Origin of the sequence: Pelorhabdus rhamnosifermentans (genome assembly GCF_018835585.1) — a bacterium.
Classification (GTDB): domain Bacteria; phylum Bacillota; class Negativicutes; order UMGS1260; family UMGS1260; genus Pelorhabdus; species Pelorhabdus rhamnosifermentans.
In genome coordinates this window covers 379,399-403,835 of the sequence record NZ_JAHGVE010000001.1, presented here as the reverse complement: position 1 = coordinate 403,835, position 24,437 = coordinate 379,399, and the positions used below count along the sequence as shown (strand labels likewise).

Below are 24,437 nucleotides of genomic sequence, written 5' to 3'. Positions count from 1 at the left end.
TTTGATATAAAATATTAAGTTATAAATTATCAACAAATTATGTAAATATAAAATTTTCTGAACAATTAACGTATTATGAGACAATAGTACCATAATCAATAGTCATCTTTTGTTTGGCGTTAGCTACTTTATCTTCCCAAACAAAAGACGTCTATTAATCTATTATTAATCAAAATAGTTAAGTTAGATTATAAACTTTGTGTTTCAAAACATTTTACTATTTTTACTGATCATGGAGTTTGTAAGTTTCCATCAACCAGCCTTGTTTGTGTCCACAATGTTACGGTATTTTCGCATGGATACTTTTTCGCTGCTTCTTCGTCAATATCTACGCCAAGTCCCGGTTTATCATTTGCATAGACATAACCTTGTCTATATTCAGGTAGGCCTGGGAAAACTTCCAGAAGTGCTTCTTTAGGCCCCTTCAATTCTTGAATTACAAAATTAGGCGGCTCTGTGCCTGACCATTCTTGAACGCCAAAATTATATGCGGCTAAGTCAAGATGGATGTTGGCTGCATGGGCAAGCGGCGACATATCGCCCGGTCCATGCCAAGCTGTCCTCACTCCAAATTGTTCAGCAAATATTTGCAATTTTCTAGCCGCTGTAATGCCCCCAATTTGGCTGATATGAACACGAATATAATCGATTAATCTTTCGGAAATTAAGTATCGCCATTCATACGGATTATTAAATAGTTCACCTTGCGCCAACGGAATAGAAGTCTGCACCCGAAGCTGTCTAATCCAGTCCCCTTGTTCCAATGGAATTGCATCCTCTAAGAAGAATAACTTAAATGGTTCCATTTCTTTGGCAAAACGAATGGCCTCGATTGGACTGAGACGTTCATGTACGTCATGGCAAAGTTCCATATCAAATCCTATTTGCGTGCGAATATCTTCAAATAATTTTACCGTATCTCGCATATACTTATTGCTGTTAAGATAAACCCCATCGGCTGCCCCAACTGGTGCATTAATCGGTGCTTTATCATATCCGCCACCACCATAACCACCACATTGACAACGAATATGCGTGATGCCTTGCTCTTTGTATTTTTGAATGTTTTCACATATTTCATTTACATCTTTACCATCCGCATGCCGATAAATAGGCACACCTTCACGACATTTACCACCCAAGAGTTGATACAGTGGCATATTGGCCATTTTCCCTTTAATATCCCATAAGGCCATATCCACACCAGAAATTGCATTATTCTCAATTGGTCCATTGCGCCAATATGCATTTTGGTGCATCAAATGCCACAATTCTTCAATATTTTCTGCACATCTACCAACAAGCAATGGTTTGAGATATTCTTCAATCAAACACTTAACCGCTAAATGCCGATAAGCAAACGTCGCACACCCTAAACCATATAATCCATCTTGATTCGTTTCTACTTTTACGACAATTAAATTGATTCCCTCTGGTGCTGTAAGAATTACTTTGATATCTGTAATTTTAGTCCCCATTTTCTTCCTCCGTCTTTATGATAAGCAAGTCAGCAAGTATTATATGTTGTAAGTCGTCATACAAGTTCATTTAAAAATTTTTATGCTTTATTTTAACCGATCTATAGCTTGTTGCATATGCTCTTTCATTAAACTCTTTGCTTTTTTAGCATCTTTGGCTTGAATTGCCTTTAACAATAAAGTATGAAAATAAATCCCATCATTATAGCCAAATAATCCATTCATTTGTTTATGATTCTTCGCTGTCTTCTGAAAAACTTCCTTTAAACAATTTTCCAACAAACGATTTCCAGTCGCATGACAAATTTCCTCATGAAAAAGCATATCCTGTTTAACAAATTCTTCTGACTGACCTATACTATTTTTCATATTTTTTAAATAGAATTTCAAATTGTTAATAGTCTCATTTGATGCCTGTTGCGCAGCAATATAAGCAGACTCAGTTTCAATGATTCTTCTAAATTGCAAAACCTGACTTATGTCATTATAATCCGCTTCATCAATTGCATTTAAGTTCTTACCAACCCCCATAATGTTATTTGTCCTTATAAATGTACCTTTTCCATGAATGCTTTGTAATACATCTAAGGCAATAAACTGCTGAATTGCTACCCTTATGCTTGAACGACTTACTCCTAAAATTTCCGTTAATTTGTTTTCTGACGGAATTTTCCCACCAACTGGCCAGGTACCATTCTCAATATTTTTTTTTAAGTATTCAATTACTTGTTGCGTAATATTTGTTTTAAGAATGTACAAGAATTATACCCTCAATTCTCATTTTACTTATCAGTTGTTACTCTTCATACAAGTTTTCTTTTATTATAAACTAAGATTATAACTAAATCAATAGAAAATATAGAAAATTGTGTTTAACTTGTGATAATGTCACTATGTAGACTATCGTGAGAAAATGTCACTATGAACAACGAGGTGCATTTTCTTATGTCACAAACACAACTGAATAGATTTGCTGTTATATCAAAGGTCATTGATAGGCATTTAACCGTTGCCGAAGCCGCAGTGAGTTTGGGAATTAGTCAGCGTCAGGTCATTCGATTAAAGAAGGGAGTACTTGTATCACCAGATATCTCAAATTCGTTATTTTCGCCCCTAGGAATAAGTATATTCTTAAGATGTGTTGGTATTGATAACATATTTTCCATTATACTACCTCCTTTCAAAAAGTTATTATTTGAATTGCTTGTTATACGTTATGAGATTTTCCGCCAGAGGGAAATATTTCATAAAATTATCAATTTCAGATTTTCATCTCTGTATGCCACGCACTGACCATACCGCGATTTTATGGACACCAAGAACGTGTAGTATAACACGGGAGGGGTCACGAGTAAAAACATTTGATAAAGAATATAAGTTAATGGCTTTTAAGCGTTAAAAAAAAGCGGAAAACCGGTAGTCGTAGTGACTCGATAGTTAGATTTAAGCCCTAATGCATTACATGGATGGATGAGCAAATTTGGTAAACACGGTGAAGCTGCCTTTCCCGGCAGTGGTGATTTGCATAATGCTGACGAAGCGTTGCGTAAGTTGCGCAGGGAAATACTGGATTTAAAAGAGGAAAATGCGATCTTAAAAACGGCGGCGGCCTACTTCGCGAAAAACCAGAAATGGAACGTTTTCGATTTATGAAGGCGAATCGCTCCGAGTTTCGGGTGGCGAAGATGGCTGAGGTTTTGAATATTTCCCTAAGAGCTTATTCGGGGTCATTCCTGAACAGGCTCTCTTTAATGTGCGGTACAAGAATTCCTTAAAGGCATTGTCATAAGTGTTACCTTTACGACTTATACTTTGCTGGTAGACATACATTTAAGTACAGTCTGAAATCTTTGTGAAGTATACTGAGATTTAGGGGAAAGAACCGAGATGGCTTCAGGTATGTCGCTTATTATTGCGTCTTTACATGTTTTTAATATATGGAAATTTTGGGTAAAGCACAGATAGTGGTTGCTCAGGATGGTCCGGGCACTTTAAAACAAGTATGTGCTCCAGCAATTTCGCTTGGATCTTTTCTACAGCCGCTTGGCAAGATTCGTTGTTTAAAATTCGATAGTGACCATATTTTTCGTAAAGATGTTTTCGCTGTTCATATAAGGTGTAAATGCGCTGAACATTGCCGGCAAGTAAGGGGCGATGTTCAGCTGTGCCAAGGGAATCGATAATCATCTCAATAGAACGTTCAATATAAAAAATAATGCCTTGTTGTTGCAGAAGTACCATATTTTGATGTCGTGTCACAACACCGCCGCCTGTTGCGATAACAATCGAGGACTTGTTGTAAATGTCGAAAATGGCTTGACTTTCAATTTGACGAAAATGATCTTCGCCATGTGAAAAAAGTTCAGCAACGCTTTGCTGTTCTTTTTTTTCGATATAACGGTCTACATCATAAAATTTCATTTTGAGTGCCTGAGCGAGCAGCGAGCCTATTGAAGATTTACCACAGCCAGGCATGCCGATTAATACAACGTTATTTGCATACAAATTCATTTTCATTATATCATCTCCCAAAGCGCGAGTGCCGTTACAGATTCTACAACAGACAGGGACCGCTCGTGGAACAATACATGGATCATGACGGCCAATGGTAGAAAGAAGAATGTTTTCACCCTGCGCGTTGACTGTGTGCTGTTTTTGGCTAATAGAAGGTGTGGGTTTTATAGCTACGCGGAAAATAAGAGGCATGCCATTTGTAATACCGCCTGTAATGCCACCATTGTGATTGGTAGTTGTCTGAATCCTACCATCTTGGCAATGCATGGCGTCATTTGCTGTACTGCCGTACATTGCAGCAAATTCAAAGCCTGCCCCAAATTCTATGCTCTTTACAGCGGGAATGGAAAAAAGCAGATGAGACAAAGTGCTTTCTAATGAATCAAAAAAAGGATCTCCCCACCCAGCTGATAAATGAATGGCTGCTGTTTCAATGACGCCTCCCACGGAGTCATTGTCTGCTTTTGCTGCGAGAATAGTATTTTGCAGAGCAGTTTCTGTCTTATTTTTCTTACCGATCACGGTATCAATTTCCCAGTGGCCAAATTTCGCTACGATCATTAATAGAAGCTGGACGCTCCTCTATGCTTGTTCCAAGGCGTTTTTTATACTTTCTTACTTTGAGTATCCTAGTACTGCGCTTTACCTTTAGTGGCAAATCCAGATTGACCATTTGTAAAAGGCCTAATTCTACAATGATAGAGCGTTTTAGTGCACACCATTTTTTCTGGTTAATATATTGACCGTTATAAGCGAATTTGCGAAAGAATATTGATAGTACCTAAACGAAACACTTTCATCAGTAAAGCTAATCATGCTAAACTGCGGCCATAATTTTCTGCACAGAAGACATTAAGTGACCAAATCTTTCCGGCTTTAATGACTGAGCACCGTCACAGAGGGCCTGTTCCGGATTATGATGTACTTCAATAATTAGTCCATCAGCGCCAACAGCAATGGCCGCTTTAGCCAAAGGCTCCACGAGTGACCATTTACCACAGGCATGACTGGGATCAACAATAATTGGTAAGTGACTCAGTTCTTTCACCGCGGGTATCAGACTAAGATCTAGGGTATTTCTAGTATAAGTATCGAATGTACGTATGCCTCGTTCACACAAAATGACATTGGAATTACCACCAGCTAGAATATATTCCGCCGACATCAGAAACTCTTCCAATGTTGCACTTAATCCACGTTTAAGTAAAATGGGCTTTGCACTTTGCCCCGCACGTTTCAGCAGTGGAAAGTTTTGCATATTCCGGGCCCCGATTTGAATGAGATCGGCACATTCTTCTACGACATCAAAATCTTCTATGCACATGGCTTCAGTGACAATGGGCAAGCCCGTCTTTTCCCGGGCTTTTACCAATATTTTTAATCCTTCCTCACCTAATCCCTGAAAACTATAAGGAGAAGAACGAGGTTTATAGGCTCCTCCTCTAAGAAGGGTAGCACCGTACTGCTTAACAAGCACCGCCGTGTAAACCATTTGTTCTTCACTTTCAACAGAACAGGGGCCTGCAATCACTGCGATATGTCCACCTCCAAATTTACAACCACACACATCAACAATCGTATCCTCCGGATGAAAACCACGGCTAGCCAACTTATACGGCTGCTGAATACGCACATTTTTTTCAAGCTGAATATTAGCCTGAAGAGCTTCCAAATTAAGTTTTGATGTATCTCCTCCCAAAGTAAGAGCACTTTGTTGTTCTACGGGGATAAGAGTAAGATTCATTTTCAACTGTCCCAATTTCTTATGCATTTTTTCAATCTCCTCTACTCCAGTTCCTGGTTTCATTACAACGAAAATAATTTTTTTCTTTATTCTTTTAGACATATTGCTAACGGACTTTCTATTTCCTTTAACGGGCCTAGTTTCTCTCAGCTCTGTTGGCACAAGTCCTTAATTTGCAGAACTTTATTAAAACTATTTTTATCGTATGATAAAAACTTGGAAACTGATTAAGCGTCACTCAAAACGGAATTAACTAGGCTGCTATCTGACAATTATTTCATCGCAGTACTCTGAACTATCGATATTTTGCTTTTTCGCATCAGGTATACTCCCCAAAGAACGGCAACACCACCAATAAGCTGCCAAAGTTCAATGGTCTCTCCCAATAAGAAGTATCCTGTTATGATCGCAAAAATAGGAGACAGATTATTGTAAATCGCGGTACGATTGCTGCCTATTTTGCCAATCCCCCAAATCCACATAAAGTTGCCGATACAAATAGCGAAAATTTCGAAAAAAGCGTGCAAAACCATCCACTTTGCATGGTACTGACTAATTAAAAAAGTCGATGTTACTAATGCTATATACATTAGTAACATCGACTTCTGTTCTTCAGTCAGTCTAGTTATAAATATTCAATATGAAGTATGATTTATTCTAATCAGATTTATAGTGCTTTTTAATTTTGATCATTGTCAACAAACATTGATTTTTCTGGTTTTACACTACTTTTAATATCTAGCCTAATAACTGTATTGTTTTGTATTACAAAATCTACATTGCCAAACTCTAATTTGTTTAATTGCACTTTAAAATCTTTTAATAAAATTTCTATTTGTTTATCTATCATCATAATATGCTTTACACCTCGTTGTGTCAAGAAATTTGTAACATTTCTTAAAAAAATATACAAAAATGTAAAATTATATAATATACCGTTTGCATACAAACTTATATGTCTTTACTAGTATTATTATTTGGACTCATTTTAATGAAACAATTGTAATATAAAAACATATTTATGACAAAAACACATATGAAATTAAACAGGCAATTAAAGCTATGTTGGCACTTTAAAAAAAGTCATTTTCGGAAAATTTTCGATTGCTTTTCTAAACCAGATCCCCCTGTTCCCCCTGTTTGTTGATAGTATTTAGAGCGATTTTATATGCGCCAGCGTACTGACCATGCTTATATCCGTCGGTAATTGACTGTCGCCTTGAGTGTATTATCGGTTCAAAAAGTAGATGGCTTTTATTCTTATAACTTTCTGTTTTTCTCAAATAACACATACTAATAAAATAGTCATATGGAAAAACCCATACAATATTTTCATGTATTCACCATATAACTATTTTTATATTTTGTCAATAGATTACATTTTTGTTAATTATTTTTGAACTTTTTTAATAATTTGTATTATTTTAATTGAATATATATAAATCAGGAAATAATAATAGTGTAACCACATATCAAATGTAAAGCTTTGCATTTGATATGATAATTTAGTTGCACTGTTGCTGTCTTCCATTGGGCAAATTCATACGAATACGGTGGAAAAGATTGCATAAAAGGAAACTCTTCTTCAAAGGCGGAAGCACGAGAGACATCTTTCTTTTTCCATGCTGGAAACAACATTAGGATCCATCTGCTCTGCTGCTTTAAACACCTTTGCCACGGTATCGCGTGAAACATGCAGCGTTTCAGCAATTCGCCTTTACTGTAACCCTTAGAACGAAGATGCAGGATTTGTTTTTCCTTAGACATGAAAATAATCCCCTCGGAGGCGTAGCGCCTATCGGTCTTCTGCGCCGCAACACGTTGCAGCGGCATATTGCAGACAGCTGAACGCCGCAAGTTCCACATGTACAGGAAAACGTGCGCGGCTTCCCGTCGTTTTGCCAAGTCCATCGCGGAATGCTCTATTATCGTTGCCGTCCCCCTCTTACATGAAATAGATGCTGCTATACTTCAAATGTAAATTATTTGGGATTTATCAATAATTTAAAAAGACATTTTATAGTATCTAAAAAATATTGACAATATTTTTTAGATACTATAAAATGTCTTTAGGTGAATATGATGAAATATATTGAAATTATTGAGAAGATGGCTTGTCTATTAAATAAAATAAATCAAGTGAATAAAATACCTTGTGATTATGGAACTGGGCATATTCTATACCGATCAGAAATTCACATGATTGAAGCCATAAACAACCATGAGAATGTTAATGCAAGTGAACTAGCAAATATATTAGGAATAACAAGTGGGGCTATCACTCAGGTGACAAGTAAGCTTGTCAAGAAGGGACTTATTGAACAGTTTCGAATGCCAAACAATAAAAAAGAGGTATATTATCGGCTAACTAACCTAGGTAAAATTGCCAACGCTAAACATAGCAAAAACCACGAAAAATTATATCGCAATGTATCTCGATACTTAGATGGAATAAATCCAGATAATATAAAAGTAATCAATACATTTATTGATAAAATAGTAGAAAATTTGCCCCATGAATAATGGGGCATTATATAAGCATTATATTTTAGTTGCTAAATAATATTGACAAAACGCGTATGTTTGTTGAGGTGATATTTTGATAAGGCTGGTAATCACGAGAGGGACAGGTACAGAGAGTATCCAGCGCCCGGGCACCGTCTAATAATCCCCCAGTGGATTTTAGCTGGTGAACCAACTGCACCTCTCGATAGTCATAGGTCATTAGCGGTAATTAGTTTACTAAATGAATTGGCGAAACAATATGGAATAGCCATCATTGTTGGGACTTACGACGATGTACCGACTTTTAAAAGAATTTACCGGATACGAGAAGAAACGATTTCTGAAGAAAAAGGGGAAGAAAAATCAACTTTGCAGTACAAAGTTGATCCATAAAGGGTCACGCCAGTGAAACCACAAATCTCACGCTTTTAATCTTGGTGCTTATTAGAAAATGCAAATAATTGAAGATGAAATTTTCAAGTTAGAATTCTTTTATGGAGGGGGAAGAAAATAAATGAAAAAGAAGATAAAACTTTTTTGCCTTCCCTATGCGGGTGGCACGGCTATGGTTTATACAAAGTGGAGTAAATACCTACATAAAATTATTGAACTATATCCATTAGAGATGTCAGGTAGAGGAAAAAGGTTTGGATTACAATTGTTTGACAATATTGAGGATACTGTTGATGATTTATTTAAAATTATGAGTAAAGAGTTGGATGGTTCATATTATGCTATTTTTGGGCATAGTATGGGAACGCTCGTTATATATGAATTAATAAGAAAAATACATCAAATGGAATTTAGTGATCCTTTACACATATTCATGTCAGGAAGATTTCCACCACATATTAGGGAAACTAAAATTCTTCATACTCTTGTTGATGATAGGTTTAAAGATGAAATAATAAAGCTAGGTGGGATTCCTGAAGAAGTAATTCAAAATACGGAGTTTTTCAATATTTTTATGCCCATATTAAGGGCTGACTATAAACTTATAGAAACCTATAAATATTCCGGAATGGACAAATGGAATTTCGATATATCTGTTTTTAGTGGTAACAATGATCCTGAAGTTCAAGAATATGATATTCGCGGATGGAAAAATTATACAAACAAAAAGTGTGACTTTTATGAGTTTAATGGTGGACATTTTTTTATTAATGACGATATGATTCAAGTGGTACAAAAGATAAATGATATATTAATTGAAAAAAATTTATAATTTATCTAGAGTTATCCAACATTATATAGTGTATTTAAGCACTTTATAATTCTAGATGTTGTGGGTTCTCCTTTTTTTCATCATAAAATTAAATTATGAAAAAACCTCAATTAAGTATTATTCGAATAGAGTTAAAGAAGTTGAGGAAAATAACGTCCAGCGAAGGAGTAATGGTACATGTATGGGGAAATCGGTAAAAAAAGAAAAATGATTGTATTAGCAGGGGTCTTGGTAGGAGTATTTTTAATATTTGTAGATACTACGGTTATAAGCACGGCTATGCCCCAAATTGTAGCATCTATAGGTGGAATGGAATACGTAAGTTGGGTATTCACCGCTTATATGCTAGCTTCAATTGTATCCATACCGGTTTTCGGGAAACTCGCAGATATGTACGGAAGAAAATTTTTTTATATATTTGGCATAATGCTATTCCTGATTGGGTCAATACTAAGTGGTGCTTCAATGACCATGCTGCAATTAATTGTTTTCAGGAGTTTACAGGGAGTTGGAGGAGGCATGATATCTGCTAATGCATCGGCAGTTATTGCCGATGTATTTTCACCTGCTGAAAGAGGGAAATTTCAAGGTTTATTAACTAGTGTTATGGCAATTGCCGGTGTGATCGGGCCGGCATTTGGAGGAATGATTACGGACAATCTCAGTTGGAGATGGGCATTTTATATAAACATACCTATCGGGATATTGACTATATTAGTCATGTGGTTCGCTTTTCCATCGATAAAGCATGATGATATAAAACACAGTATAGACTTTTCTGGAGCGGCTTTAATAATAGTTACTTTTGTACCAATGCTGCTTGCTTTTTCATGGGCTGAAATAAAATATGACTGGTCGTCTAAAGAAATGCTGGCCCTCCTCGCCTTTTCAGGAATATCACTCCTTGTTCTAATATTTGTTGAAAGCAAAGTAAAAGAACCGATTACTCCCCTTTCTTTATTTAAAAGCTCAATTTTTAATATATCAGTCATCACAAGTTTTTTATCTATGGCGGTATTTTATGGGATAGTCATGTATATGCCACTATTTGTACAAGAAGTTATGGGAAAAACGGCAAGCGGATCTGGTGCAATAACGACACCTTTAATGCTGGGGATGGTTGTTACTACTTTGATAGGTGGGCAGACTATTTCAAAGACAGGAAAATATAAAGTGATTAATATACTGGGTTTTGGAATAGTATTTGTTGGAACTATTCTTTTAACCTTGATGAATATAAGAACAACAAGTATGAACGTGATAATAAATATGTTTATTATCGGAATGGGGGCAGGTCTGATTGTTCCTGTAGCTGTAATAGCAGTCCAAAACGCATTTCCACATTCACAAGTAGGTACTGTAACAGCCACATTGCAGTTTTTTAGAAATTTGGGCAGTACAATAGGTGTATCGGTTTTTGGTTCCATACTTAACTCCACATTTAGAAGAGAATCAATAGGAAAAATTACTACATCTGCCGAGAAATTGGTGCCTGATAATATTAAAGCTGCTATATTTATTTCAATGCATGAAGTTTTTATGGTAGCTGCATTTGTAGTATTAACAACTCTAATCTTAGCAATATTTCTAAAAGAACTTCCATTAAGAAAAAAAAATGATTCTTGGGCAGAGGAGTGCCTAGATACTCAAGAATCAATTCTGCAAAAAGAAGGATGAAGAGGATATTATACGGAAGTATGGATAGATTTTATTATGAACACCATATCTCCGACTAATCTATTCATCGGCTACCGCAATTTTGTTCGTTAACTGGTCTGGGAATCTTTTACTAAGTCTCGCAACATGGAAATTCGAAGCTCTTTCTCACCAAGTAGCTTTTCAATTGACCATTTTCGCTCTCGAATTTCTCAAACTTGAGCTTTGGTAGTGTATACGGCAATTTGTCAAGCTACATGAACCGGCATCAGCAAAAGATTCAGCAGGTATTTTCCATTGGAGTCTTTTGCGTAGGCGATTGTTCGATAGCACGACTGCTCCGGCTACCTTTCCCTATAAATTAGCTGAGAGATGTATTTGATTAACTATAAAATTCGTTGCGGTTATAGACTGATGTGGCATTTACTAATCTGTATTGGTAATAGCTAAACAGAAGCTGCGTATTTCCAATGAAATAGGAAGGATGTATGTAGAATTGATCGACATATTATCACCATTTGGGGACGGTTTTGGATTTTCTTCGAAAACATTTTATGATTATGATGAAGTGAAGCTATATCCTGAGGAAGTAGGACTTATTAGCCTTAAAGCCATACAAAAACGCAAGGTTGAGTTTTATCTTGGTAGGGCAGCTGCTCGTAGTGCGTTGCGTCAAATTAATATATATAATTTTCCTGTACTTAAAGGTGCTAATAATGAACCTTTGTGGCCAAAAGGGGTGGTAGGTGCAATAAGTCATTCAGGCACTATAGCACTTGCTGTAGCAGTTCTTAAAGATAGAACTGCGGGGATAGGTGTGGACATAGAATTAATAGACCAAAATGTATCAGAAGATATAGTAAAGGAAGTATGTACTTTTAGGGAGGCGACTTGGGTAAATTTGCAACAAAACCAGAAGATTGAGAGACTACTTATGATTTTTTCAGCAAAAGAAAGTGCATTTAAAGCGTTTTTCCCAATAAAAAATGTATTTCTTAATTATTTAGATGCTGAATTTTCCTGGAACGAAGATATTGGTAGTTTTTCAGGTAAGTTGCTTAAAAGTGCAGGTGGAGATTATGAGAAAGGATATACGTTTGAAGTTGGGTGCAAGATAATTGATAAATATATATTCACATTTATGAAATTGCCTCCAATGGGATTGGATATGTCAACAGTTAATAAGGCTTAAGATTATATTGCATATAAAAACAGTGAAATCAATATAAAGTAGTTATTGCGGACGAAAAGGAAAGTGCACTTCGTCAAGTACTAAATTTAGGACATACTATAGGCAGATCCGTGGAAGCCATAAGTAATTATCAACTATCGCACGGTGAAGCGGTTGCCATTGGATTGTGCAAGTTCTATTCGGGAGAAGACTCAATTTTATCTCGGATAGTGACGCAAATCGGGTGATGCAACTATTACAGCAGGCGGGATTGCCAACGAAAATCGTCGTATATAAGATACTCGATAACTTATTAAAAACTTTTTCATTCAAAGATTTACCGTTTTGCTTCTGAATTTCTTCCTGCTCCTTTCGACCTTTGGAAAGGAGTATATTTATCTGCCTGTCATGTATTTCTACAGCAAAATCAATTAAACTCTGGCTTAAATCATAGAGGTATAGGGCAAGCATGGCGTAACGTTTACTTTCTTCAAAACGCCGGAAGGAATGTGGTTCATACTTTGAACCAGGCCTTGATAGTTGCCTTATCCTGTTTGGATGAATATTCTTGATGTTTAGGTTAAGGTCAAGCTTTCTGATTACTTCAAGCCTGTCTATAACACCCGTTTGCTAAAATATAAATACGCAATTCAACAAAATATGTCCCATACAAGGACATTAAAGCGGTTATGGCCGACCTGAAGCTTGTTTACGGAGCACCACCCTTAGATGATGCCGCGTACCGACTAGAGGAATTTCGCGAGACATGGGGCAAGAAATATCCTCAAATTGTGAAGTCCTGGGAGGCAAATTGGACAGAGCTTTCCACCTATTTTAAGTATCCGAAAGAAGTCCGGCGGCTCATTTATACCACCAATGCGGTGGAAGGGTTTCATCGGATGCTACGCAAATATACCAAGACCAAAACAATCTATCCCACAGATGATGCGGTTAGAAATTCGGTTTTCATCGCTTTTGTTTTCCAAGGCAGCAATCAAAAAGGCGACACTCTCTTGAGCATCGCCGCCTTGCCTAACCTCATATGCCGCTCGGGTCGCACCTCTGCGTTGCCCTATCCTGCGCATGAGTAAAAGCATAATTTAGGTTCCCACAATTTCGGCTGATTATTCCATTTACACAGTTCCCGCCACACTCCTCATTGTTGCTGTTGCAGATTCTATGCGTATTGCTATCTACCATGTTTTATCAGGTCGTCCTTTCGCGATTTAGGGTCTACTTATTAAACCAATTTAATACCGAAAAGAAGATTAACTCTTATCTGCATAAATTGAAAAATCTTGGATGGGAGCCACCTTCCCCTGGAGTTGCTAGCTAAATATACTTCCACTACAAACGACTCGTTTTTTCGAATTTCTATTTAGACGTAGCTTTTTTGCGCCTTTTTAGGGAGAGCTGTACTGCCTTTATTAGGGACTCTACAACAATGGGCGGTAAATTTGTTGAACCTTAACGGAAAAACTTACTTTCACACATATCATTAATAAGCTCACGGGAGTTATTTACCCAATCTTCTATTTGTTGTCTATCAAATGAAATTGCTTTTTCGGCCCAATTTCTGCAGTATGAACATTTAGATGGATCATTATCGGCAGTATTTTGGTGGTTCGGGACAACAGCTTGATCACAAACTTTATCACAACAATCATATTTTGAGATAAATTTTTCTATAAAACCATCTAATTTCTTATTGTCAACATAAACATCAGGAAGTAGTTTGAAAACGCCAAAATATCTTCCTAAATTTTCCATGCTCTGTGCATCCAAAGTGGCTACAGCTTCCCCCATTGCTTTATTAACTTGCGCAAATTCTTTAAGAGATGGCCATAAAAGGAGATCCAGAAGACTTCCCGCATAACTTTGTGACAAATAAGCACTTATCACTCTTAATAGAAAATCAGTAGTTTTCGTCCTGTCGACCAGTTTAATGAATAGATTATAGTTGCCTGTCTTCTCACAAAGTTGTTCATAGTACTTTACATCCTCAGGCCTAATCCATTCAGCTGCAATAAGCTCTGCAGGATTCTTGATTTTATCTAAAGTACATTTTATGATATGATAGTCTAAATGAAATTTTTGCGAAGATTCATTTTGTTTACTCGCATGCGATTGTCCCGTCCCATGGGCTATTCGATATGGACACCCATGTAGGCAAACATTGTTTGCGATAAGTCTAAGTGAAATACCTGACTTTTTAGTGTAATTCAGCATATTCTCAAGCATATTAAAATTTCTATTAACATTATGCTGCAGAGTAAGTTCATCTGCCCCCAATTCTTCCCAGAACTTCACATGCTGCATTTCAGTAATATACCCGCCTGCACCAATAGAAACCTTTAATTTTGGAAATTGTTTTTTTATTACTTCACATAAATATGGAGAGTTTATAGTTACTGCGTCTATACCGCTGGTTACAAGACTATCTATTAAACTGATTATTTGATTATGGCTGTCTTTTACAAATTCCTTATTCCCCATACACACAGGATTTAAAAGATAGTTAAACTTCAAATTATTTTGATGACATAATTGTATATAATTTTCCAGATCATTCATCGATAGCTCTGGCAGAAGCATTGCCGATCTACCGCCTCCGACAATATCGCTTTTAAGTTTTCCATAAACCGATTTTATTGAGTTGTCTTTATCAATACTCTTAATTCCTTCTATTAGATTCGTATCGAAGTTTGTTGCCAATGTATACTTCATCTTAAATTTTTCATTCGTCACATTATTCATTTTTGCCCCTCCCGTTTTAATGTTAATTACTCTCCATTTTAGCTGCAACACAGTCTATTCATAGACAAATTAATGTTGGTATCACCTCCCCGGATACAGCATTTGAAAATTAAATGTGGAATGAGATAATAAAAGAAGGCCTGAATCTTTGAAAAAATTGCAGTGTGTGATTGCCATGCAATTTTGGGTGATGCACTTGGAGTATAAGCTCAGAGTTCTCTTTGTCCAATGTCTCATTAGGAAATTAGGGGGCTGGCTATCAAGCCCTAGTTAACACATTTCAAAGCAATTACCTCGATAAGTTGCGTAATAATCTTGGCAAGCTCGATAACATATGGCTGCTCCATAATGGTAAAATGATCTCCATCAACATTATAAAGTGCTGTCGTTTTCGTAGAATATCTATCCCAGGACTTAATATCCACAAAATTATTTTTAGCTGCCTTGACTAAGTGGATCTTTGTTTTGAGTTTATTAGCAGGTGTATAATTGTGTGCCGCCCGATCAATGGTTCTTATAACGTTAACCGAATATATTAAATCACCAACATTATCTATATCATGATAATTAGCTATTAGACGCCTCACATCTTCAGGTATCATCTCTTTTACTACATGTCCAGTCTCTTTTTCGAAATATGTCACTACATTCATCCAGAGTTCCTCTATACTTGATGCCTTATCAACCACTTTAATATTCCGAATATCAGGTATCCATTCATGGATAAACTGCTTTTCGGAATCCAGAGTATATAGTTTTCCCTCTGTCTTCAAGGCCTTTCTTTGAGATACCAAACTAGGCATATTAGAATCAATTAGCATCAACAGTGCAACCTTTTCATTCAATTTCTCCAACAGCCTGCAAATTTCATAAGTAATAACTGCTCCATTGCTATAACCTACAATATGATATGGACCATTAGGCTGAATACTCCGGATTATCCCCAAATAGTTCTGGGCTATGTTCTCTATTGTCATATTCCGCGGAATATAATTAGTCTGTCTGTCAAATTTAATTCCCCAAAAATTGAAATCGGTTTTTAACACACTGCATAATTGGATATAAGAACCGATATCTCCGCTTCCATCATGAATGAAGAATATGTTTTTATCTCGCTTTGTTCCTTCTTTTAACAACACCAAATTCTCATAATTATTATTTGATAAAGAATTTATTTCCGCAATATAGTCAGCTAAATTTCTGACAGTTGGATTGTTGAATAATGTAAGTATAGGAAGATCTAGGTTAAACTCTTTATTTATCTTGTAAATAGTTGATATTACCTTCAAGGAATTTCCACCAAGTTCAAAAAAATTATCATCTATTCCTATGCTCTTTACACCTAGTACTTTTTCAAAAATCAATATCACTTTTTCTTCAGTCTGACTGCGGGGAGCTATATATTTTTTCCCTGTACATATATTCTTCTTAGGATCAGGTAACGCTTTTTGATCAATTTTGCCGTTCGGTGTAAGCGGCATTTTTTCCACCTTGATGAAGAACGATGGTATCATATAGTCCGGCAATGTATTTGAAAGATATTTTCTTAGTTCCGTTACTGACAATATTTGTTCCGCTACGATATATGCACAGAGATCCTTGTAACCTTCTATATCTTTCCTAGCAATTACCACTGTTTCTTTTACTAGCGGATGTTTTAGCAACTGAGATTCTATCTCGCCTAATTCTATCCTAAAACCTCTAATTTTTACTTGACGGTCTATCCTTCCTAAAAATTCTATATTACCATCAGGCAGCCATTTAGCAAGGTCGCCTGTCCGATACATCCTTTCACCGGAGATAAATGGGTTTATTACAAATTTTTCCATTGTGAGTTTCGGCTGATTTAAGTAGCCTCTTGCTAGACTAGCACCAGATATGCAAAGTTCGCCTGGAACACCAATTGGTTGCAATTTATTATTTTTATCCACTATATAGATTTGATTATTATCTATAGGACGACCTATCGGAGGAAGAATATTATTTGGTTTATCATAGACATTTGCCCACGTTGCCGCTACTGTATTTTCGGTCGGTCCGTAATGATTGACAAAGACAAAAGGCAAGCCATGGCAAGGTCTGCGGTGCAATGTATCGCCAGCTGTCAATAGTGCTCTTAAGGATATATCCATAGGCCAATCGGCATCCAATAAAGCCTCAGCCATTGATGTTGGTTGGTAACTTATAGTAATACGATTATCTCTCAACCACGGTATTAGGCTTGATGCAGATGCTCGAATTTCATTGTTAGGAATATATATCCCTGCACCTGAGGAAATATAAGGAAATATCTCAAAAACCGAAGCATCAAAAGATTGCCCCGCTACCTGAGTTGTCCTATCCACATCAGTTATGTTGTATACTCGTCGATACCAATATATGAGATTAGCCAGACTGGAGTGTTCAATCTCAACTCCCTTGGGTTTTCCCGTTGAACCTGAAGTATAGATTATATAAGCTAAGTTTTGTGGGGTATTTTCTTTTGTTAAATTTGAATGGTCTCCCTGGTATACTCCCGGGTCGTCTAGAATGATTGTCTCTCCTTTAAAGGGGACCTTACTAGTCAAGCTCTTCTGAGTTAATAAGATACCTGCCCCACTATCATTCAGCATATAAGTTATTCTCTCTAACGGATATTCTGGGTCGATAGGCAAATACGCTCCGCCAGCCTTCAATATCCCCATTATACCGATAATCATTTCCGGCGACCGCTCTACCATAATGCCTATGATATCATCTGCTTTTACTTCCTTCTCACGCAGAATTCGTGCCAGTTGGTTGGCTTTTTCATTCAGCTCCCGATAAGTAAGCTGTTGCTCCTCAAATGCTACTACAATATTCTCCGGAACCTTTTCTACCTGCTCCTCAAATAGTTCTTGTATGGTCTTGTCTTTCGTATAGTCAACCTTAGTATCGTTGAACGCAATAAGTAATTGTCTTTTTTCCGCTTTTGATAACACCTCAAATTCTGCCAACTTGCTTTGCGGCTGATTAACAATTTGCTCCAGTAGATTAACAAAGTGTGCCGCTAGTCTTTCCAATGTTTCTTGTTTAAACAGCCTGGTACAGTACTCCATTGTAAATTCTAAACAATCGTCTCTTTCTTTCGCTTCTAATGTGAGATCAAATTTCGCAATTTTATTATCGAGTTGATAGCGGGAAATTTTCAAATCATCCAGCGCCATTTTAACGATCTCCGTGTTTTGCAGAACAAACATAGTATCAAATAACGGATTTCTGCTTAAATCCCTCACTATATCTAGCCTATCCACCAGCTTTTCAAATTGATAATCTTGATTTTCATAAGCCTTCAAAGCATTTTCTCTGACATTTTTGAGAAATGCTAGAAAAGTTATACTGCCTTTTGGGTAACTTCTAATTGCTAATGAATTTACAAACATACCTAAAATATTATTCAGATCTACATGTGGCCTTCCCGCAATCGGTGATCCTACAATAATATCTTCTTGCCCTGTATATTTCGCTAATAAGACATTATATGCTGCTAATAAGACCATGTACAACGTCGTACTAGTTTCCTTGGCGAGTTTGTTTAACTTACTTGTCAATTCTTCGCCAAGTTCAAAGTGAAGCCTGTCCCCCTCAGAACTTCTGATTGATGGTCTTGGGTAATCAGTAGGCATATTGAGTATCGGGATCTCACCGGAAAATGTATTTAGCCAATATTCTTCTTGCTTTTTAAGCGCCTCTGTTCTTAGTAATTGATTTTGCCAAAATGCAAAATCTTTGTACTGTATCCGCAATTTAGGAAGGTCTTTCCCTTGATATAAGCTCACTAATTCTTTTATCAAGATACCCTCTGACACACCATCTCCTATTATATGGTGCAAATCAAATAAAATTAAACATCGATTTTTGGATAACTCTACTAAACTAACGCGGAGTAACGGTGCTATACTTAGATCAAAGGGACGAATAAATTTTTTTATGATGTCTGATATATTTTGATCAGTCGACTGAATGTAGTCTATTTTAAAATCAATATTATCGTGTATTCTTTGGACAGGTTCTCCACCAATTAATTCAAATGAAGTCCGTAATGTTTCGTGCCGCTTAATAATTTTCCGTAATGTTTCTTCAAAGCGTTTTTTATCTAAATATCCTTCTACTTTAAACGCTACAGGGAAGTTATAAGCAATACTGTCACTATCAAGCTGGTTTAATATACACATTCTCTTTTGCGCCGATGATAAAGGATAATAATCTTGCTTAGCTATAGGTTCTATTGCCTCATACTTAGCTCTCTTTGCACCACCATCCATATACCTGACAAGCTTTTTAATTGTTGAAGATTTGAATATTTCCTGCAACGGTACTTCTATACCGAATTTCTGATTTATTTTAGCTACAAGGGTGATGGCTTTTAGCGAATGACCTCCCAATTCAAAGAAGTCATCTTCAATTCCAACTTTCTCCACCCCTAAAATTTCTTTCCAAAGCTCCGCCATTTTTTCTTCTGTTTCATCTTGTGGAGCGACATATGCTGCTCCTACGCCTATATTCCCTTCGGGCTGAGGTAATGATTTCTTATCGATTTTGCCGTTCGCTGTAAGCGGTATTTCTTTTAGCTGTACAAAACATGATGGTATCATGTAATTTGGCAAGACTTTTGCAATATATTCCCGCAATCCAGCTATAGAAAGTTTCTGATCGGCTACAATATACGCGCACAGATACTTTTGCTTATTTTCATCTATAAAACTTACGACAACTACATTGTTTACCAATTCGTGTTCTAAGAGCCGATTCTCTATTTCTCCTAGTTCAATTCTATACCCCCTTATCTTTACTTGCTGATCTTTCCTACCTAAAAATTCTATATAGCCTGCTTTATGCATTACTCCATAATCGCCCGTCTTATATAGATAACCTAGTTGAGGATGATTTATAAACGCAATTTTTGTTTTTTCTTCATCATTTAAGTACCCCTTTGCAACACCTGCTCCTCCAATATATAGTTCACCCGGTACTCCTATCGGGCAGAAATTCATTTCATAATTTAATACATAAAATTGCTGATTTGCCAGTGGAATACCATAAGGAATACTTTTCCAATTTCCATGTACTTCCAAGATGGGATAGTAAATGGACCATATTGATGCCTCGGTTGCCCCACCTAGGCTGATTACTTCAGCGTTTATAAAGTAATCCCTTGTCTTTTCAGGCAGTTTTAACGGTATCCAGTCACCGCTCAGTAGGACTAATCTCAAATTTTCATTTTTCTTATATTTTATTACTTTGTCCTGAAATGGTGACCAATAGAAAGTCTGCTCATCTTTTTCAGAATTATCGTCTAGATTTTCTACCAACATATCCATTATTGCCGGAACCGAGTTCCAGATTGTGATCTTTTGTTTTTTCATCACTGCGATTAGGTTCATTACATCTTTTTGATCGGGCACCATAACTAGAAGTGCTCCCGCACTCAATGCTCCGAATATATCATACACCGACAAATCGAAACACATTGATGACAAGCCAATAATTCTATCATCGTCATTTACACTAAATTTTTGATTGATATCAATAATTGTGTTTGTTGCCGCCTTATGAGTGATTACAACCCCCTTAGGTCTACCGGTACTCCCTGAGGTATAAATTGCGTAGGCTATATCTTCCGGATCACTAGCCACCCCTATAGGTTCTACAGAGTATTGCCCCATATTTTTGTCATCATAATCCTCTGGAATTAATAACATTCTACAACTACTATTTTTTAAAATGTACTGCTGTCGTTCAGCCGGATATTCAGGCTCTATAGGAACATAAGCTGCTCCCGCCTTTAGGATTCCTAGGATGTTGAAAATGGTTTCTATACGGCGATACACCATAACTCCGATGTAATCGTTACGGCTTACACCTTTCTCTTTTAGATAGCGAGCGACTTGATTTGATCTTTCGTGTAACTCCTGGTAAGTAATACTTTCTTCTCCCAACATTACGGCTGGTTTATCTGGGGTACGCTGAGCCTGTTCAATAAATAATTGATGTAACGTTGTCGGGAAAATTTGTTCTGTAGTCTGATTGTATTGGTTGATTAACAGTTGATCCTGTTCTTTTACCTTAAGAACTTGTTCTTTTCTCTGCACTATTAAGCTGGATATTCTATCAATGTACTGTTTAAACATCGCATTAATATCGTCTTTATCAAATAATTCTTCTACATAATCCCATGTAACTAATAAATTCCCATTATTCTCCGCTATTTGATTATCGATAAACACTTGCGGTGTTTGACTAATGGCCATTTTTATTTCGCCGATACGTTCAAGATCTTTGATATCAAAAAGCATACTTGTAAAAACCACTGGCATAATTGTCTTGGTATTACCTAAATTATTTTGCTTAGCTATCTCTCTTATCAGACTGATACCATCATAATGCCGATGTTCTAATGCTTCCATCAATGTATTATGTACATCTTTTGCTTTTTCTCTAAATGATTTTTCTTCGAAATTTATATCCAACAACATTGTCGGAGTAAATTCTCCTACTATGTTATTAATATCTTTATGAAACGGATTACGATGAAATATTGTTGAGTTAATTACCAAACGAGGTTGATTGCTCCAAAAAGCCATTACTTCTGCATAAGCAGTACACAATAAAGCCGCAGGCGTAATGTTCAGTTCCTGTGCACAAAGTTTAATGCTATCCCATTCTTTTTCACTGAATAGATATTGATGGCGTTTAAAATGCGGCTTCGTAATTTCTTGAGGGTCACACTTTAATGGCAAATTAGGTGCTGACGGAAAATCATTCAATTTGGATAACCAGTATTTCTTGTCCTCAGCATAGACTGTTGAATGTTTGAATTCCTCATAAGCAAGTATATAATCTCTAAAAGAAAATTCTATTTCCGGCAGCTCACGTTCTGGATTCATATAGAAATCCATTAATTCCTTATTAATGATCTTCATACTGGCGGCATCAGCAATGATCAAATCAAACCCGATAAATAAATAGCTAATTTCATTGGAAAGCTTAAAAGCTTTAAATTCAAATAGTGGCCATTGATCCGTTTTAAATACATAATGGGACATTCTTTCTCGTTCTTTTAAAATACGCAATTGCTGTGCATCAGCATCTACACTATTCAGATCTTCAATTCTAATTTTGTAATCTGGCACTTTCTCCAGGATTTTTTGCTTACCGTTAGGCAGAACTATTGCACGTAACATGGGATGACGTTTAACCACTTTCTGCAAACTCCGATTAAATCTTTCTAAATCTAAGCTCGTCTCTATTTCTATATACCAATGTGATGCAACGCCACCAAGCTCGAAGTAATCACCGCGTCCCAGTAAGTACGCAGCTTGTATTTCCGTTAATGGGAACGGCATATGTAGGTTTTTCCAATCAGGGATTTTTTCCGGATATACGGGATAGCTAACTTTCTTTGCATCCTTCATGTATCGCACAAGTTCCTTAATTGTTTGGGCTTTAAATATCTCTTTAAGCGGTATTTCTATTCCGAACTCTTCGCTCATCCTTGACAAAAGAGTTATGGCTCTTAGTGAATTTCCGCCCAATGCGGAAAAACCATCTTCAATTCCTACTCTATCAATTTCAAGAACTTCTTCCCAAACCTTTGCCATTTTTTTCTCGATTTCATTTCGCGGGGCAACGTACTCATTTTTTTCCTGTTCAACAATTAATTTTTTAATGGCTTGTGATATTTCTAAGAAATCCCCTTTTTCATATTTTTCCTTCAATTTATATCTTTGCACTTTTCCACTTGTTGTTTTGGGCATTCTTTTTAACGGAATAACTTCCTTTATTTCCAAACCCATTTGTTTGCCAACATAATTTTTTAATCGATTGGCCAGAACAGGAAATTCTTCCAATCCCTTTTTATATAACACAAAGCATATGATATTCTCGGTTTGCGTTTCTTCACTAAAAACTCCGCATACTGCTACCCTACCTAGTTTTAGTCCTTCAATCTCTTCGACAATTCTTTCCACATCATGAGGATAATAATTTTGGCCATTAACAAAAATGATGTCCTTTGCCCTACCGATAACGAATAGTCCCCCATTTCTTGCAAAGCCTACGTCTCCTGTATTTAACCATCCATCATTTGTAATCACTTTTTCCGTTGCTTCTATGTTATTATAGTATCCCGATGTTACATTTTTACCTTGTATTTGAATATAGCCGACTATGTTATCTTCCAACACTTTATTTTCACAATTACAGATTCTTATCCTACAGGAATTCAGTGGATGGCCCAAATATGCAAAACGTATTCCACCTAGTTTGTCACGTTTTTCTTTCACCATTTGTTCAATATTAAGATATTTACGATCCAGATAAACCGAATCCATCTCCTCTTCCACAAAAGCAGATGCAGCACCTACCGACGCTTCTGCCAACCCATAACAAGGCGTTATTGTTGTTTTTTTTAACCCATACTTCCTCATTTTATTAAGAAACTCATTACATAACTCAATAGATATCGGCTCCGCTCCATTCCATATAAACTTTACAATGGATAAGTCCCATTCGGTATCAGATTCTGGATGAATTGAGTCCAGAAAGTACCTGAAACCAAAATTTGGTGAATAAAGAAGACTCACTCTATGCTCATGAGTTTTTTGCATCCATAGATATGGATTTCGGATAAATAGCGTTGTAGGCATGATATATTGATTTATACCAGCAACCAAGTTAGTTAGATGCACACAAATTAATCCCATATCATGGGTTAAAGGCATCCAACTTAACGATGAATCTTCCGAATTAATTCTTCCGCGTTCTATAATATCATTAACATTTGTCAATATATTTTCGTGAGTTAAAATAACTCCCTTAGGATTACCGGTCGATCCGGATGAAAACTGAATAAACGCGATATCAGACAAATGAGGCGGATAAATGACACCCTCAATTGTCGTAAGCTCAAATTCCTCAAATACTATTGCCTTATTTCTAGTAATCATGGTGTTTAAACAATTCTTTTGTGCGAAATTTTCTAGCATGATCATTGTTTTTTCATCAATAATTAAATAAGGATTTTTGAGAATTTCCCAAATTTTAAATAGTTTAAGTCTATTTTCATCATTATTTCCTACCGCAATTGGTACTGGAATTATCTTACCTAACAAACATCCCCAGAATGTACAAATAAACTGTTCATTATCCGCTATTTGGAAAACCAATTCCGAACCAGGTTTTAATCCCCTTTTCTGCAATTCCGCTAAAATTATAAGAGCCTTTGAATATAACTCCTCATATGAAATGAAAGTCTCATTATTGCCACTTTCAACGAATATCACTCCCCTATTATTTAAATTTTTCTTCGCTTGAATAGCTTCAACCAAACTTTGATACTCCATTTTCTACCCCTCCTATACTTCTTTA

16 protein-coding genes and 1 pseudogene are annotated in these 24,437 nt (G+C 36.4%); 8 read left to right on the top strand and 9 right to left on the bottom strand.

The features are described 5' to 3' along the window. Positions 1–230: 230 nt before the first annotated feature. Complete coding sequence (locus Ga0466249_RS01925; protein ID WP_215827741.1) at positions 231–1,478, bottom strand: enolase C-terminal domain-like protein; 1,248 nt, start codon at positions 1,476–1,478, stop codon at positions 231–233. A gap of 87 nt (positions 1,479–1,565) precedes the next feature. After that, a complete protein-coding gene (locus tag Ga0466249_RS01920) occupies positions 1,566–2,237 on the bottom strand; it encodes a FadR/GntR family transcriptional regulator (RefSeq protein ID WP_215827740.1) in 672 nt (223 codons plus the stop codon). Positions 2,238–2,423: 186 nt separating this feature from the next. Between Ga0466249_RS01920 and Ga0466249_RS01915 the strand changes: the two genes are divergently transcribed. Continuing rightward, the gene (locus Ga0466249_RS01915) at positions 2,424–2,771 is read left to right on the top strand and encodes a hypothetical protein (RefSeq protein ID WP_215827739.1); all 348 of its coding nucleotides are present in this window, start codon (positions 2,424–2,426) and stop codon (positions 2,769–2,771) included. 177 nt (positions 2,772–2,948) lie between these two features. Continuing rightward, positions 2,949–3,131 (top strand): hypothetical protein, encoded by a 183-nt coding sequence (locus Ga0466249_RS01910; RefSeq protein ID WP_215827738.1) that lies wholly within the window; start codon positions 2,949–2,951, stop codon positions 3,129–3,131. Positions 3,132–3,398: 267 nt separating this feature from the next. Here the strand turns inward: Ga0466249_RS01910 and Ga0466249_RS26410 are convergent, their stop codons facing one another. The 5 genes from Ga0466249_RS26410 to Ga0466249_RS01880 all read right to left on the bottom strand — a co-directional run bounded on the left by Ga0466249_RS26410 (position 3,399) and on the right by Ga0466249_RS01880 (position 7,647). After that, complete coding sequence (locus Ga0466249_RS26410; protein WP_312889682.1) at positions 3,399–4,514, bottom strand: chorismate synthase; 1,116 nt, start codon at positions 4,512–4,514, stop codon at positions 3,399–3,401. A gap of 295 nt (positions 4,515–4,809) precedes the next feature. Further along, positions 4,810–5,811: a 3-deoxy-7-phosphoheptulonate synthase gene (gene aroF, locus Ga0466249_RS01895; protein ID WP_312889691.1), complete on the bottom strand. Its 1,002-nt coding sequence runs from the start codon at positions 5,809–5,811 to the stop codon at positions 4,810–4,812. 197 nt (positions 5,812–6,008) lie between these two features. Beyond that, positions 6,009–6,326, bottom strand: a complete 318-nt coding sequence (locus Ga0466249_RS01890) for an EamA family transporter (RefSeq protein WP_215827736.1) — start codon at positions 6,324–6,326, stop codon at positions 6,009–6,011. A gap of 89 nt (positions 6,327–6,415) precedes the next feature. Then, complete coding sequence (locus Ga0466249_RS01885) at positions 6,416–6,589, bottom strand: hypothetical protein (RefSeq protein WP_215827735.1); 174 nt, start codon at positions 6,587–6,589, stop codon at positions 6,416–6,418. 590 nt (positions 6,590–7,179) lie between these two features. Continuing rightward, positions 7,180–7,647 carry a hypothetical protein gene (locus tag Ga0466249_RS01880; RefSeq protein WP_215827734.1) on the bottom strand — a complete coding sequence of 156 codons (468 nt, stop codon included), beginning with the start codon at positions 7,645–7,647 and terminating at the stop codon, positions 7,180–7,182. A gap of 171 nt (positions 7,648–7,818) precedes the next feature. Between Ga0466249_RS01880 and Ga0466249_RS01875 the strand changes: the two genes are divergently transcribed. From Ga0466249_RS01875 to Ga0466249_RS01850, 6 genes and pseudogenes are all read left to right on the top strand, one after another. After that, positions 7,819–8,259 carry a MarR family transcriptional regulator gene (locus tag Ga0466249_RS01875; protein WP_215827733.1) on the top strand — a complete coding sequence of 147 codons (441 nt, stop codon included), beginning with the start codon at positions 7,819–7,821 and terminating at the stop codon, positions 8,257–8,259. 496 nt (positions 8,260–8,755) lie between these two features. After that, complete coding sequence (locus Ga0466249_RS01870) at positions 8,756–9,466, top strand: thioesterase II family protein (RefSeq protein ID WP_215827732.1); 711 nt, start codon at positions 8,756–8,758, stop codon at positions 9,464–9,466. A 177-nt stretch (positions 9,467–9,643) separates the two neighbouring features. After that, positions 9,644–11,143 carry an MDR family MFS transporter gene (locus Ga0466249_RS01865; RefSeq protein WP_215827731.1) on the top strand — a complete coding sequence of 500 codons (1,500 nt, stop codon included), beginning with the start codon at positions 9,644–9,646 and terminating at the stop codon, positions 11,141–11,143. Between the two features lie 475 nt (positions 11,144–11,618). Beyond that, entirely contained in the window at positions 11,619–12,314 is a 696-nt protein-coding gene (locus Ga0466249_RS01860; RefSeq protein ID WP_246588323.1) for a 4'-phosphopantetheinyl transferase family protein, read from the top strand. Positions 12,315–12,358: 44 nt separating this feature from the next. Then, entirely contained in the window at positions 12,359–12,541 is a 183-nt protein-coding gene (locus Ga0466249_RS27685) for a 3-dehydroquinate synthase family protein (protein ID WP_215827990.1), read from the top strand. Between the two features lie 393 nt (positions 12,542–12,934). Continuing rightward, a pseudogene (locus Ga0466249_RS01850) lies at positions 12,935–13,273 on the top strand (transposase); the annotation flags it as partial. A 487-nt stretch (positions 13,274–13,760) separates the two neighbouring features. On the opposite strand, the gene Ga0466249_RS01845 reads toward Ga0466249_RS01850, so the two are convergent. Beyond that, on the bottom strand, positions 13,761–15,050 hold the full coding sequence (locus Ga0466249_RS01845) for a U32 family peptidase (protein WP_215827729.1): 1,290 nt from the start codon (positions 15,048–15,050) through the stop codon (positions 13,761–13,763). Positions 15,051–15,316: 266 nt separating this feature from the next. Further along, the gene (locus Ga0466249_RS01840) at positions 15,317–24,412 is read right to left on the bottom strand and encodes a non-ribosomal peptide synthetase (protein WP_215827728.1); all 9,096 of its coding nucleotides are present in this window, start codon (positions 24,410–24,412) and stop codon (positions 15,317–15,319) included. Positions 24,413–24,437: the final 25 nt, after the last annotated feature.